General features: G+C 61.7%; 11 protein-coding genes. 3 read left to right on the top strand and 8 right to left on the bottom strand.

Going from position 1 to position 14708, the window contains the following annotated elements:
- The first annotated feature begins 35 nt into the window (after positions 1 to 35).
- Both ACFPK0_RS08425 and ACFPK0_RS08420 read left to right on the top strand, forming a co-directional pair.
- Positions 36 to 1118 (top strand): catalase family peroxidase, encoded by a 1083-nt coding sequence (locus tag ACFPK0_RS08425; protein WP_377339776.1) that lies wholly within the window; start codon positions 36 to 38, stop codon positions 1116 to 1118.
- Positions 1115 to 1729, top strand: coding sequence for a cytochrome b (locus ACFPK0_RS08420; RefSeq protein WP_056079233.1), 615 nt, complete (start codon positions 1115 to 1117; stop codon positions 1727 to 1729). The genes ACFPK0_RS08425 and ACFPK0_RS08420 overlap by 4 nt, the downstream gene beginning before the upstream one ends.
- 80 nt (positions 1730 to 1809) lie before the next feature.
- On the opposite strand, the gene ACFPK0_RS08415 is transcribed toward ACFPK0_RS08420, so the two are convergent.
- From ACFPK0_RS08415 to ACFPK0_RS08380, 8 genes are all read right to left on the bottom strand, one after another.
- The gene (locus ACFPK0_RS08415; protein WP_377339773.1) at positions 1810 to 2418 is read right to left on the bottom strand and encodes a YceI family protein; all 609 of its coding nucleotides are present in this window, start codon (positions 2416 to 2418) and stop codon (positions 1810 to 1812) included.
- A 249-nt stretch (positions 2419 to 2667) separates the two neighbouring features.
- Entirely contained in the window at positions 2668 to 2958 is a 291-nt protein-coding gene (locus ACFPK0_RS08410; RefSeq protein ID WP_377339771.1) for a DUF3761 domain-containing protein, read from the bottom strand.
- 559 nt (positions 2959 to 3517) lie between these two features.
- Entirely contained in the window at positions 3518 to 4201 is a 684-nt protein-coding gene (locus ACFPK0_RS08405; RefSeq protein WP_377339769.1) for a M48 family metallopeptidase, read from the bottom strand.
- 4 nt (positions 4202 to 4205) lie between these two features.
- Positions 4206 to 7358: a type I restriction endonuclease subunit R gene (locus ACFPK0_RS08400; protein WP_377339766.1), complete on the bottom strand. Its 3153-nt coding sequence runs from the start codon at positions 7356 to 7358 to the stop codon at positions 4206 to 4208.
- Positions 7348 to 8352 carry a RhuM family protein gene (gene rhuM, locus ACFPK0_RS08395; RefSeq protein WP_377339764.1) on the bottom strand — a complete coding sequence of 335 codons (1005 nt, stop codon included), beginning with the start codon at positions 8350 to 8352 and terminating at the stop codon, positions 7348 to 7350. The genes ACFPK0_RS08400 and rhuM overlap by 11 nt, the downstream gene beginning before the upstream one ends.
- A gap of 85 nt (positions 8353 to 8437) precedes the next feature.
- Complete coding sequence (locus ACFPK0_RS08390; RefSeq protein ID WP_377339762.1) at positions 8438 to 10531, bottom strand: GmrSD restriction endonuclease domain-containing protein; 2094 nt, start codon at positions 10529 to 10531, stop codon at positions 8438 to 8440.
- Complete coding sequence (locus ACFPK0_RS08385; protein WP_377339760.1) at positions 10528 to 11766, bottom strand: restriction endonuclease subunit S; 1239 nt, start codon at positions 11764 to 11766, stop codon at positions 10528 to 10530. The genes ACFPK0_RS08390 and ACFPK0_RS08385 overlap by 4 nt, the downstream gene beginning before the upstream one ends.
- On the bottom strand, positions 11766 to 14378 hold the full coding sequence (locus tag ACFPK0_RS08380) for an N-6 DNA methylase (RefSeq protein ID WP_377340303.1): 2613 nt from the start codon (positions 14376 to 14378) through the stop codon (positions 11766 to 11768). Before ACFPK0_RS08380 ends, ACFPK0_RS08385 begins: the two co-directional genes overlap by 1 nt.
- Between ACFPK0_RS08380 and ACFPK0_RS08375 the strand changes: the two genes are divergently transcribed.
- A complete protein-coding gene (locus tag ACFPK0_RS08375) occupies positions 14268 to 14672 on the top strand; it encodes a hypothetical protein (protein WP_377340326.1) in 405 nt (134 codons plus the stop codon). The two genes, ACFPK0_RS08380 and ACFPK0_RS08375, sit on opposite strands and share 111 nt — an antisense overlap.
- Positions 14673 to 14708 lie beyond the last annotated feature (36 nt).

Here is a 14708-nt window from a genome sequence, read left to right as displayed (position 1 = left end):
AAATGACGTTCGCAGACATGCCCCTGGAGTCGAACATGCACGATCCCACACCACCCCATACGCTGCCCCGCCGAATCGGCGCGTGGAGCCTGATCATCGGCATCGTCGTCATTGTCGCCATAGCGTTCGGCTACGTCGGCGGCTGGCTTGCACCGCATCGGCTCACGCCGAAAAAGCTGGTGAACCAGTTGCAGCACGACGCCGGTACGTTCGCCGGTTATCGCCGCAACCATGCGAAAGGCGTGTGCGTGGTCGGCCACTTCGACAGCAGCGGTCAGGCGCAGACGTATTCCGTCGCGCAGGTGTTCGCGCCGGGGCAACGCACGCCGGTGGTCGGGCGTTTCGCGATACCCAGCGGCAATCCGTATGCGCCGGATTCCAGCGTGCCGATCCGCAGCATGGCGCTGCGTTTCGCGCTGGCGAACGGGCAGCAGTGGCGTACCGGAATGAACAGCATGCCGGTGTTCCCGGTCGCTACGCCGCAGGCGTTTTACGCGCAACTGCAGGCGAAGCAACCGGACCCGGTCACCGGCAAACCCGACCCGGCGAAGATTGCCGCGTTTTTTGCGGCGCACCCAGAAACCGCCGCGTTCCGCGCCTGGGCGAAAACGGCCAGGCCATCGGCAAGCTTCGCTACGGAGAGCTACTGGAGCCTCAACGCTTTCGTGTTCGTCGACGCAGCCGGCCGACGCCAGCCGGTGCGCTGGCGCATGGTGCCCGAGGCGAGTGATGCTGGCGTCGCGACTACGCCGGGCGGCGCGGATTACCTTGCCGCCGACCTCACCGAACGCCTCGCTCGCGGCCCGCAACGCTGGCAGTTGCAGGTGACCCTGGCCAATCCGGGCGACCCGACCAACGACGCGACAAAGACCTGGCCGGACGATCGCCGCACGATCGATGCCGGCACGCTGGTGCTGGAACGCAGCGCGCCGCAGGCCAGCGGCCCGTGCCGCGACATCAACTACGACCCGCTGGTGCTGCCGGCCGGCATCGAGGCTTCCGACGATCCGCTGTTGCCCGCCCGCTCCGCCGCGTACGCGGACTCGTACCTGCGCCGTACCAGTGAGGACGCCCACCTGCCCGGCACCACCGCGCCCAAGCCGGAGACGAGCCGATGAACGCCACCCCCGACCGGTTCACGCTTGCCGCGCGTACCTTGCACTGGCTGATGGCGGTGATGATCGTGGCGATGCTGTTCATCGGCGTCGGCATGGTCGCCACCGTCTCCGCGCGGCACGAATGGCTGCTCGCCATCCACAAACCGCTCGGCATCGCGATCCTGCTGTTGGCGGTGATCCGGCTGGCGGTGCGCCTGCGCCATCCGCCACCGCCGCTACCGGCCGACCTGCCCGCGCTGCAGAAACTCGCGGCGCTGGCCTCGCACTGGCTGCTGTACTTTCTGATGCTGGCGATGCCGCTGATCGGCTGGGCGATGCTCTCGGCCGGCGGCTATCCGGTGATGCTGGGCGACTCGCTGCGACTGCCACCGATCTTCCCCACCAGCCCGGTCGCCTTCGCCGTGCTGCGCCACCTGCACACTGCGTTCGCGATGCTGCTGTTCCTCACCTTCCTGGCGCACATGGGAGCGGCGCTTTACCACGGGCTGATCCGCCGCGACGGCGTATTCGCGTCGATGTTACCCGCGGCGTCACCGCGGGTGGATGGTGATGGCGAGGAAGTCGATGCCGACAACGCTGGTCGTCTTTCCGCCGCCCCGCAAGACGACTGAGGAAAAGAAGGCTGGGGCTAGCTGGGCCACTTCACTCTGACGCCAGTTTTCCCCGCCTTCCCTTCCAAATCGGGAAGGTGTCATTTGTCCTGAACTGCTTCGACCTGAATGCGGAGGGCAACTTTCATATCCATCCCGAACGACTTGCCGCCATCAAGTCCGAATTCGTCTCGCTCGAACGTGCCCAGCGCATCGGCACCGCAACGCAGCCGTGGCTTCAGCATGAAATCAGGGACACATTTGAACCTGTCGATGGTGAGGGTCAGCGGCCTGGTCACCCCGCGCATCGTCAATGCACCGGTGGCTTTGGTTGGCGCCCCATCAACAAAATCCGTGAGCTTGCCGCGATAGTGCGCTGTCGGATATTTCTCCGCGAAGAACGTGCCGCACTCCGTCTGGCACATCGGTGCTTTCGCACCAAGCATTACCTTGTTCAACGCCGGGTTGCCGAAGTCGATGCTGGCGATGTCGACGGTCACATCAATCGCTCCCGTTTTACCGGCCGTGTCGAGTGTGGCCGTGCCGGTGCTGTGATCGAACTTGCCGCGCCAGATCGACAGGCCCATGTGATCAGCTTCGAAGCTGGGGTACGTGTGGTCCGGATCAAGGGTGTAATGCACCGGCGTGGGCGCGGCGACGGCCGTGGTTGCGGCCAGCAGCATCAGCAGTGAGGGCGTGAGAAGGCGCATCGTGGGTTCCCCGTGACGTTGACGTGGTTGATCGTGGCCGACCGAATGTCGACTTTCAGGGTTACGACGAACGGCAAGGCTGCAGATCGACATGTCGCTGCAAGACGTTTCGCGCCTGCAAAGACGCCCATGCCGCCCCATCCTGCTTCAGCAGGTCACCCACATGGCGTCATCTCTGGGAAACCGGGAAAAACAAGGGCCAGGAAGTGAACCTGGCCCCGGTTTCCGAGATCGTTGATTGCCATGCCCCTAAAGCCATCGGGCAACGCCACCATGATGAGAGCAGGTACCACGATGGCTCATGCTGAAGCTGAATGACCCGTCCCGACACTGTGCAGTTGCACCCGATGGAATCGCTCCATTGGCCGTATGCGCAGGGCGATGAACGTCGAACCCCTCACGGTTCGCGTAGCTCCCCTTCTCCACAAGCGTGGCCACACCGACAGGGGCAGTATGTGACGTTGAAGGTTCATGCTTCTGCGCCAGCAACAGACCGGGAACGACGCCAAGCACGAGAATCAGCGGGACGAGCCTAAGCATGGAGCGACCTGAGGCAATTCAACCTGGCTCAAGTAAGCAACAGGCCTGCCAGAACTCGATTGGCAAATACGGCAAGGCCGGAAATATCTTGGATGCTTAGGCTGGAGCGGTCGGCAAGGACGGGCAGGATCACTTCCATCCCCCCGCAGCAAGACGAAGAATGCCCGTCCCTTCGGAGGCTGAAGCTAAACCGCGTTTGAGCACGCCGACACCGCTCTTTTCGACACCTTTTTATCCCGATAGCGGTTTTAGCGGATTAAAGCGCTTGTAAGTGAACCTGACGCCGTTTTTGGCAAGCAGCAAGGGGCGCAGATGCGATTTTAACTAGAACGGTGACTGGCGCGATCCTGGCGCATGAAACACAACGGCGGGTGGTCAGCGACAAGACGGACACATATTCTTCGGCAGCACCGAGGGAGAGCACGTGCGCATCCCCGGCGGCGAAATGGTGACCTTGTTTCCCTTGGACCCTGTCTCCCTGTTTCCGGAGCGAGGCCAGCAGGCTGCGGTTGCCGGTGGCGGCGAAGTCTAAGGCGTCGACCTTGATTGTTGCCGGTCCCTACACATCTTCCTCGAGACGTTGCCCGTTATCGCGCAACCAGTCACGAGCCCGATCCATGGCCGTCAATTGCGCACGAACGATGTTCCAGAATCGTGGCGTGTGGTTGGCCTCGATGAGGTGGGCCAGCTCGTGCACGATCACATAATCGATGACGAACATCGGCGCCTTGATCAGTCGCCAGTTGAAATGGAGGTTGTTCCCGGGCGTGCAGGATCCCCAGCGATAACAGCTGTCGTTGATCGTCGCCTGCTCGAATGCCACGCCAAGGCCATGGGCCTGTGAGCACACGCGCGGCAGGATCTTTTCCCTTGCGCGCTCGACATACCATTGACGAAGCACCTGCCGACGTTGGCGCACATGGGATCTCGGGATGAGGAACTTGCCGGCAAAACGGATACCACCGTCGCTGTCATCCACGAGTTCGATGCGGTAGGCGCGCCCCAGATAAAGCGCGGCTTCGCCGTTGACCAGCTCTTTGCCGGGCGGGTGTGGCAGTGGCTGGTACTTCTGCTCGTGCTGCAGCTTCTCAAAGAGCCACAATCGCTTCTTGTCCACCAGTTGCCGAACCGCTCCATCCGACACGTTTGCCGGCGCATGGACGACCACGGACCGGTCGCGTTCCACCGTAATCGTAAGCTTCTTGCGTTTGGTCGAACGGCGGATTTCGTAGCTCAGTTCCATGGCGTCATGCGGCGTAGAGGATGGTGTCGTGCTTGGCTTCGGCCAGCTCCATCACTCGGCTGATGACCGCCTCGCGCTTGCGTACCAAGTCAGGCACCCTGGCAAACTGCGGTGAAACAAGGATCTGCTGCAACTCCGCCTTCAGCTTGTTGCGAGCCGGAAAGCTCTCCCAGAAGCCGGTCAACTTCAGCTCGCACTCCACGGCGTTGTAGATCTGCTGGGTCAGGTTCACCAGCACGGCGATGCGCTCATCAGGCTTGCCGCCGTAGTCGGGATGCCGCTCCATCGTGGCCCCCAGTTCACGCTGAAACAAGCGAAAGAACGGCAACTGCTTCTTGCGGTTCAGACCGTAGGTCGGTTCGTTGCGGGCATCCCGGATGCGCTTGCGCAGCTTCTCCAGCTCCTCGTAGATCTTGTCCCAGTTGTCCTTGAATTCTTTCAGAGTGGCAGCCAGCGCCTCGGCAAACGAAGCCTGTAGATCCGGATCATCATCCAGTTCCACGTCCAGATGGTGACGAATCGCGTGTTCCACTTCAGCGGCCTTGGTCTTGGTACGTTTGCGCTCGCCGACGTCCCTCTCGAAGTCTTCGTCGAGGATGGAAATCGGCTTGATCTTGGTGTAGATGCCCTTCGATCGCAGATGCGCATCGGCGACGGCACGCAGCTTGGGCGGAATGCCCTGCATGCTCAGGCGCTCATCGTGGAAGTGCTTGCCGGCCAGCAGATTGATTTCGGTCAGCGCCTGGTAGTCGGCCATATAACCCAGCGCCTCCTTGGCCGGGAACACCGTATTCAGCGCTCGCGTGAGCTTCTTGAACGCCAGCATGAAGGCAAAGCGGATGTCTTCGTCGTAGAACACGTCGAAAAAGGCATCGGGGTCGTTAAGGTCGGTCAATCCGTGCCGCTTCAGCAGCGCCATGATCTCAGCATGGGCCGCGGCAAGCTCGCGCAGTTCCTGCTCGGGAAAGCTCAGGCCGTTCGTGATTTCCTTCTGTTCGCGCTCGTCGTAGTTGTCCAGCGCCTTTTTCAGGTGATGGCCAATGCCTACGTAGTCGACGATGAAACCCTTGTCCTTGGCCTCGCCGCCCACACGGTTTACGCGCGCGATGGTCTGCAGCAGGTTGTGCGCTACCACCACCTTGTCCAGGTACATCACCTGCTCCACCGGCGCATCGAAGCCCGTCAGCAGCATGTTGTTGACGATGAGAATGCCGAGTCCACCGTCCACCCCGTCAGCCTTGGCGCCGAAGGCCAGCTTGAAGCGCTTGATGCTGGTCTCATGCCGGCGGCTGTCGCTGTATGCCTTCAGGTGCGGCAGGTCGTTGTGACTGCCGGAAATGATCACGTCGGTCTCGAAGGCCCTGAGCACAGCCAGATCCAGCCCGTCCGGATTGGCCTGCTCGAGCTCTTCCAACGCCGCGGCCAGCGCCGCGTCGATGTGCTTCTTGTAGCGCACCGCGGCTTCGCGCGAGGTGGCCACCACTTGCGCCTTGTAGCCGTTCGGGAACACGTGCGCCAGGTAGTGTCCCACCATGTCGGCCGCCTTGGCGGCGATGGTCGGGTCGGCCTCCAGATAGGCCTGCCGCGAGCCGTAACCGAGAATTTCCAGCCGATCTTCCAGTTGGTAATCACTGAACACGTCCTGGAAATCCGTATCCATCGCCTCGGCATCATCCACCTCGGCGTTGTGGGTGCGGCCCTCGTAGACGATCTCCAGCGTCACGCCGTCGGCGATGGACTGGCGCATGGTGTACTTGTCGATGTAGTCGCCGAACACGCGCTCGGTCTTGTCGATCGGGGTACCGGTGTAGCCAATGCGCGCCGCGCGGGGGATCGCGCGGTCAAGATTGGTCGCCAGCAGGTGGTACTGCGAGCGATGCGCCTCGTCGGTCATCACCAGGATGTGCGGACTGGCGTTGAGCTCCGGGAAGCTCGCTTCCAGCTCGGTCTCGCGGAACTTGTGGATCATTGCCATCACCAGATCCGACGATGTCGATGCCAGCAACTCCTTCAGTCGCTTGATGCTGTCGGCCACCTTCACGGTGAAGCCGATCGCCTGGCTGGTCTCGTTGAGCTGGTCCTCCAACTGGGTACGATCGGTGACGAACACCACCTTCCAGTGCGCCAGCTGAGCGTGTCTGTACATTTCGCGCACCATGAACATCATGGTTAGCGACTTGCCCGAGCCCTGGGTGTGCCAGATGATGCCGCTGCGCTGACGTGGCGTCTTGCCCTCCAGCAGCCGCTTCACCGCCAGCTTTACCGCGCGGAACTGCTGGTAACGGCCCACTACCTTGATCGTCTGGCCGTCATCATTGGTGGAAAACAGCGTGAAGGTGCGGATCAGATCCAGCAGGTTCTGCTTGTCCAACATGCCGGCCACCAGCCGCTGCTGATCATTGGGGCTGCCGGCGCCGTGGTCCAGGTCTTCCAGCGTACGCGGGTACGGATCGGCCCAACGGTAGAAGTATTTTTCCGTGTGCGTGGAGATGGTGCCGAACTTGGCCTGCTGACGGCAGGTGGCGATGATGAACTGGTTGTACCAGAACAGCGGCGCGCTGCCTTCGCCCTTCGCACCGCGCTGCTCGCTGTAGCGCAGCATCTGGTCGATGGCGCAGGCCAGGGCATCGTTGACCTTGGGCGACTTGCACTCCACCAGCACCACCGGCAGGCCGTTCAGGAACAGCACGATGTCGGGAAGGATGTGGTGTTCGGTGCCGAGGATGCGCAGCTTGAACTGGCACACGGCGGTGAAGTCGTTGTTGCGCGGGTCGGTGAAATCCACGAAGCGGACTGTGGGGCTGACCTCCCCGGTCTGCCGGTTCTCGGCCACGCTGGTGCCTTCCAGCAACAGGTGGAGCAGGTGTTGGTTGTTCTTCAGCAAGTCGTTGCCGGGGAAGCTCGCCGTCAACAGCTTCACCACGTCGTCCACTTGGGACTCTTCAAGCCACGGATTGATCACCGTGAGCTGCGCGTGCAGGCGCTTCTCCAGCACCACTTCGATGAAGCTCGCACGTCCCGTGTCGGCCGGCGTCTGCTTCTTGTCCGTCAAGTCGAGAACGTTCCAGCCCAGCCCCTCCAGTTGCTGCAGGAACGGCAGCTCCACATGCTGACGCTCGTCCAGTTTGATATGGACGGGTGTGGGTTTAGTGCTCATGGCCGCTCCGGCTGGCATGCAAGGCAGGGGATCGACCGGAAAGCAGGTTCATGGTCAGGCGCACCATCAGCTCTTTGGCCTTGGGATCGGATTCGGCAATCAGCAAGGTGAGCGCCGTCAGGCCTTGCTCGTTGAGCGTCAGCTCAAGCCCCTGCTTGCGCAGGTACAGCAACAACAGGAACGCACCCGAGCGCTTGTTGCCGTCGGAAAACGGGTGGTTCTTGATCAGGAAGTACAGCAGATGGGCCGCACGTTCCTCGGCGGTGGCATACAGCGGCTCGCCGAACATGGTCTGTTCGATATTGCCCAGGATACCCGCCAGGTTGTCGCCATGGTCGCGCGCAAACAGCTCACTGGCCTCGCCGCGGCTTTTCAGTTCGTCGGCCAGTGCATCCAGCGCCTGACGGGCTTCGGCCGTGGACAATCCCTCGCGCGGATTGCGCTGGCCCGCCGGCACCTGCAGCTTGCCTTCGTCGTAATCGAGCAGCAAACGCCAGGTACGGGCGTAGCCCATGATGATGCCGACCGCCTCGCGGCCGATGTCGGTCACCAGCTCCTGGCGCTCCAGCGTCCGCGACAACAGCGCCATGGCCTGTTCCAGCTCGGCCATGCCTTGCTGCGCCAGGCGGTGCTCGCCGAGGCTGTAACCTTTCGTCAGGTGTTCGCGCAGCACGCGCGTGGCCCATTGGCGGAAGCGCGTTGCACGCACCGAATTGACGCGGTAACCCACGGAAATGATGGCATCGAGGTTGAAGAACTCGATGCCGCGAGCGACCTCACGCTTGCCTTCCCTCTGAACTGTTGCATGTTTTGCAACGGTTCGATCCCTGTCCAACTCCTTGCTGTCAAAAATGTTTTTTAGATGCCGGGAGATGACGGACTTGTCGCGCCCGAACAGGTCGGCCAGCTGTTGCAGGCTCAGCCAGACGGTGTCGCCCTCCAGCCGTACCTCCACCGGCTGCGCGTCCTCCTCGAAAATCACCAGCTCGCTCATGGGAAGCTCCCTGTCTTGCGGCCGCGCCGACGCTTTCCGGCAGAGCGCTGGTCGCGCCTAATGTTCAAGGGGGCGAACCCGGCACTCATGCGGCGGCGGCTTCCTCGTCATCTTCGCCCAGTTGCCGCTCCAGTGCCTGGCGCACCAGGCCCATCACGTAGGGCAGGTCCTCTTGCTGCTCCAGTGCCACCTCCACGCAACCGTTGCCCCAGCGCCCCGTGTTCGTGACGTCGCGGCATTTGTGGCGTGGGTCGTCGATGTCGGGGAACGGCATGTTCAGCGTCAGCCGCAGGCGTTTGGCCTGGGGGACCACGTCAACGAAGTTCGTTTCCGCCTTGTAGGCGACGTAGAGTTTCAGGAATTCCTCGTGCACGCATTCGTCCAGGCCCAGCACTTCCTTGCGGAAGCGCTCGAACAGCTCACGCATCGGCCCGGACGCCAGGTTGGGATGATCTTCCAGCGTGTAGAGCGATTCGACTTGCGGATTCTTTTCGCGATAGGCGGCGAGCAGATCGTCGGCCAGGGCGGGGGCTTGCCAGATATCCAGCGCATGCGTGGCCAGGTGCTCGGCACGCTTCACGATGGCCTGCTCGTTCCAGTCGGCGCAGCTGCCCAGCCCTTCGTTGAGCTTCAGCGGACTCTGCGCAAAGCCGCCTTTCATGTCGCGCTTCTCGGCGAACGGTCGATCGCTGTACTCGGCGTTGTAGCCGGTCAGCGTGAGGTTGCCCAGCGTGTGCAGGTACTGCGCGTGCACGCGCTCCCAGTCGCTGCCCAGTGACTGGCGCCACGCCGCGCTCAGATGGTCGTTCTGCGGCATGATGTGCTCGATGGTGTAGTCCTGCACCATCACCCGCTCCTTGCGGCCAAAATTCTCGAAACGCCGCAGCCAGTAGCTGCGCCGGTTGAACTTGTACAGGTTGCGGATCTGCAGCTGGCGGCGGAACTCCTCGTCGCCCGGAAAGCGCCGGTACGACGGTAGCAGCATGAAAACGGCCTTGACGCTCTCCAGGTAGCGATCCTTCTTGAGCTGGCGACAGAAGGTGGCAAAGGTCTGCCGCTGGGAGTTGGTGGGGATGTCGCAGATGGCGCGGCGGAACACGTAGCTTTCCACCAGCAGCAGGATCTGGTTGAAATCCTTTTTGTCCAGCAGCTGCCGCGTGTAGTCGTGGTACACCTCCATCAGCATCGGGTAGCACACGTCTGCCCGCAGCTCGCGGATGTCCTGGAAGGCGCGCGCCAGCTCCGCATCCTGCTCCTTGCCCAGCGCCATGGCGCAGTAGTAGCGGGCAAATTCCAGCAGTGACGCCAGCAGCGGCTCGACCTTCTGGTCCAGCGAATAGGTCTTGAACTCACTGTATACCTCGTCCTTGCGGGTGCGGTGGTTGCGGGTATGGATGACCAGGAAGAAGCGCATGAACTCGTCGAAGTAGCTGGTGTAATTCTCCGCACCGAACAGCTTTTCCATCGGCCGCCAGTAGTCTTCGTAGAGCCGCGTCTGCTGCTCGTGCGGCAGCCCCATCAGCACGTAGTTGCGGATCAGATCGGCCTGGGTCAGCGCCTTGCCGGTGGAGTTCATGCTCTCGAAGATCATCTGCGGGTTGTCGATGCCCTGCTGCAGGCGCACGTCCACGATCATCAGTTTCTGGATGCCCGTATAGACCACGCCAAGGTTTGCACTCGCCAGCTTGCCGCTGAAGAAATCGAAGTTCTCCCGGATGCGATGAGAAGCGGTCTCCGGCAGCGCCTTGCCATCGAGCAGCGCGATCAGCGTGTCCTTGTCGCTCTTGGTCAGCAGCATCTTGTAGCGCTGCTCGCCCTTGCCGTAGCGGTTCAGCAGAAAATAGTCCTCGACCTCCGCCGCCGACACCGGCGTCTCCACCCCTTCGCTTTCCAGTCGTCGCTTCAGCGCCAGCAACAGCAGCGACAAAGTAGTGATGCGCTGCTGCCCGTCGATCACCAGCCAGCGCGAGATCGCCGCGCTGGTTTCGGCTTCGGGGATGTAGACCGCCGAGCCGATGAAATGGCTGTCCAGCTCCGCATGGCTGCCCGCGCGCAGGATGTCGTGCCAGAGCTGCTCGCAGTGGGCGATCTCCCAGCTGTACGGGCGCTGGAAGATGGGGATGATGAACTGCTTGGCGCCCTGCAACAGTTGGGTGAACTGCAGATCCTGTGCTTTCATGCGGTGGCCTCCTTGGCCGGTTGAAGCAATGGTGTGACGCGGACTTTGCCGGTGAGCAGGTCTTGCATCAGGGCGGTCTTTAGACAAGAAAATTTTTCACGTTGACCGGTAGCGACTTCGATCTCACCATCGCAACCATCGATTACTGCGGATATGTTAGCTTGCTCATCGATTGGTGGAATGCGAATCAAGAGTTGCTCTAGCTTTCGCCGCTGAATCCCTGTCGCTGTTGTACCAGATGATTGCTCATGCATAGTTTTGCGAAACAGTTGCGCACTCAGATAGTGCCGCATAAATTTATTGTCTATTACCCCCACTTTGCCTCGTAGCAAGATGACGCGTTGGCTGAGTATGTAGCGTTCGTTATTCGGTATTTGGGCAACGTTCCCAAGCGGCGCTTCCGTCGTCATGATGACGTCGCCTTTTTTTGCGTCACCGTGAGTCATCCACCGACCATAGAGATTCTCGTCACCGAAATTTGTGTGCTTCTGAAAATTAAGCTTGCCCATCTCGACGTTCATGGCAGAAAGCGCAGGAATCTCACCACCCCAGTCCAAACCAAGCTTCTTCGGTGTCCTCCCACGGAAATCCATGATCTGATCCATGGAGCTGACTATCGAATCGGATTCCCACTCCACAGGGATGCGGCCGAGCGGTGAGTCCTTGAAGGCGTGGGTGGCTTCGGAGCGGAGTTGGCCGTGTTCGTCAATGCCGCGGGTGAGCAAGTCCTGCATCAGGCCGGTCTTGATGCGCTGCTGCTTGGCGATCAGCGCCTCGGTCTGCGCAATCGCCCAATCCACCGTCGACAGCACTTCCGCGATTTTGGATTGTTCGGGTGGCGGCGGAGTCGACACTGGCAAGCGATACAAAACCTCGCGCGCAAGACTCGGAACGCCGGTCGCTTCATTCAGGCTGCGCAGATCGAAGCTCGACAATACGTAGTAGATCCACCTCGGCTCACATTCCGAAAACTTGCTCAGGAAGTATGCAGTGTCAATCGTCCAGAACGACCCGGTCACAAATTGGACCCTGCCTATTGTCCCCTTACGCCCAAGCACGACTGAGTCGCCATCGTAAAGATACGACGTTCCGCATCTACTGCTCTCGCCTGTTCCGTAAACGGGATAGGTGCCGTACGGATCAAGTATCGGTTTCGCATCACGTCCGTAATTGATCTGCGCCAGCTGGCGCAAAGTCTTCATATCCCATTGATCCGCGCCTGCCTGTTTCAACATCACTGATACCTCAATCCCGCCAACATCGTGTTCAGCGACGTCAGTGTCTCGGCGCGCGCCGCGTCAAGTTGGCGGCTCGACACCGCGTACTTGTCCCACAGGTTTTCTACCGCCAGGACCAACCCCCGCTTTTCGGCATTCAGGTAGCGCGCCAACTCAGCGCGCGCAAGGTCATCGAGCTTCTTCAGGATCAACATGCGCGCCTCGGCATCGCTCAGCTGCCCGCCGATGGCCTTGAGCAGGGCATCGATGCGGGCGATGCACGCTTGCAGGGTCTCCTTGTCGCTGACGAGCGCCTTGGCCTGCTTAAGCCCGGTGAGCTTGTCGCCATCCAGCCTGGCCAAGCGCTGGTCGATCTGCGCGATCAGCGTCTGGCTTTCCGCCTTGGCGGCGTCGGCGCCGACGCGCTTCAGCTCCAGCTTTTCTTCGAGTTCGGTGCGCTTGTGCCGGTGTTTGGCCTTGGCGTCCTTGATACGCTTCTCGACGGCTTTGATGGCGGCATCCTGTGCCTTCAGGGCCTTGCGTTCCTTCTCCGCGCTGGCGCCGGTGGCGTTCGCCAGATCATCGATCAGGGACTTCAGCGCTTTCTTGAGCACGGCGGCGCTGGCCTTCTCGTCGGCCTCCGGCTCCCAGCCGGCCACCTCCACGGCAGCCTCCACGGCTTCGTCCAGCTCCGCCTGCGCCTCGGCGATGGTCGCTTCCAGCGCCTCGATGGCGTCGGCATCCTGCTGGAAGAACGCCGCGATCAGGTAGGCGTCGGGAATCAGGCTGTGGTGCCAGCCGCTGGCGATGATGGTCTTGATGTCGTAACGGATCTGCTGCCACCAGTTGACGAACACGCCGGCGCTCTTGAACTCGTCCAGCACGCCCAGCGGCATCAGCCTGGTCTTGAGCGAACGGATCAGCGCGCGGCGGATGTCGGGTGTCTTGCGCCCACCGTTGCCGGCCTGAACATGCTCCAGCTCGGCGAAGTCCTGGCTGGCTTCGCGCCACCAGTCGGCCAGCGCCTGCTGGTGGCGGGCGAGGGTTTGCGTGAGTGCGGGGTCGGCTTCCAGCGCGCGCTTGATCGCGGGCTTGTCGGCGATGACCTCGGCAAAGGCACGGTAACCGGGGCGCTCGGCGCGGAACAGGCTGGCGGGCTGGACACCGAACTGGTTGAAGCGGGGGCCGAGGGCGTCGATTTCGGCCTGCGGGATGCCGCCGATCAGGTGCGCCTGCACGTCCTCGGGTTCGGGGTCGGGCGTGTTGTCCACGTAGCGGCGGATGTTGAGGTTGGCGTCGTGCTCGTCCACGATCTCGCGCTTGTCCACCAGGCGCGAGTACTTGGGCAACTCGCGCCTATTCGTGAACACGAAGTCGATCTTCTCGATGTCTTCCGGGCGCAGCTTGTTCTGCGCCTTGCCTTCGCCGTATTCGCGGTCGGCGTTGATGAACAGGATCTTGTCGCGCTGCTCGTCAGGCTTCTGCTTGTTGCACACCAGCACGCAGGCGGGGATGCCGGTGCCGTAGAACAGGCCCGGTGGCAAGCTGATGATGGCCTCGATGCAGTCGTCGTCCAGCAGCAGCTCGCGGATGAGCTTTTCCTTGCCGCCGCGAAACAGCACGCCGTGCGGCATGACGGTCGCCATGCGTCCGCCGGGCTTGAGGCTGGCCAGCATGTGCTGCACGAACATCAGGTCGGCCTTCTTGCCGGTTTCCGGACACCACTCGCGGAAGCGGCTGGCGAACTTGACGTTGGCGCGGCTGTAGTTCTGCGAGAACGGCGGGTTGGCCAGCACGCGGTCGAACTGGCGGATGCGGCCGCTTTCGAGAATCTGCGGGTCTTCCAGCGTGTCGCCGTTTTCGATGGTAAAGCGGGTGATGTTGTGGAGGATCATGTTCATGTTGCAGATCGACCACACGGTGCCGTTGGAGTCCTGCCCGTAGAGCGCCAGGTCGTTGGCGTCCTGACCCTGCTCCTCCACGTACTGGTGCGCCTGGATCAGAAAGCCGCCAGAGCCCACCGTGGGGTCGTAGATGCTCTGTCCGGCGGCAGGCTTGGTGAGTTGCACCAGCAGGCGCACCACCTCGGCGGGGGTGTAGAACTCGCCACCCTTCTTGCCGGCGCTGTCGGCGAAGTACTTGATGAGGTATTCGTAGGCGGCGCCCAGCAGATCCGGGAATTCGAAGCGGTCATTGACCAGCGGACCGAAGCCGTCGAAGTGGTCGAGCAGGTCCTTCCACTTCTGGTCGGCAATCTTGGTCTTGCCCTTGACTTCGTTGAAGTTGATGTTGCTCTTGAGCACGCCGGCCAGCGAGTCGTTCTCGTCCTCCAGCGCGGCAACAGCCTTGTTGAGCATGGCGCCGATATCATGCTTCAGATCCTTGAGCGCCGGCACGGTGTCGCCGTTCTCATCCAGCCACGAAGCATTCCAACGCGCGCGTACCGGCACGTAGAAGGTTTCGCCGTAGCTGGTCTTGCTTTCCAGCAGCTCGGCCAGCAGTTTGGGCTGATCGGCCAAATGGGCAAAGTCCCGCATGCGCAAGCGTGTCCGCTTGGCATCGAACTCGTCGGACAGGCGCTTGATGAAGAGCAGGCCGAAGATGAATTCCTTGAATTCGGAGGCATCCATCTTGCCACGCAAGATATCGGCCGCGCCCATCAGGAAAGATTCGAGTTGCGACAGGCTAACTTTTGGGTCTTTCAACAGGTTGTCCTTGCTTGGCGGATCAGCCCTGGCGTACATACGGGTGCCAACCGCGTGCCACGGATCGACCATGGTATTCGGATGATGCCCGGCCGCGAAGCATGCGCCAGCCATAAGGGCATGGCCGCCCGGAGATCCCTGATTGGCGCGCTTGTCTCGCAGATGAGCCTGCCTTTCGCCAGCCATTGGTCTGACCGGGCAGACAAGGCGAACGGGTAAAGACGCTATCTTCGCCCGAGCCAGAAGCAGCCGTCA

Origin of the sequence: Rhodanobacter ginsenosidimutans, from assembly GCF_042655685.1 — a bacterium.
GTDB classification, from domain to species: Bacteria; Pseudomonadota; Gammaproteobacteria; order Xanthomonadales; family Rhodanobacteraceae; genus Rhodanobacter; species Rhodanobacter ginsenosidimutans.
This window is presented reverse-complemented; position numbering and strand designations above follow the sequence as displayed.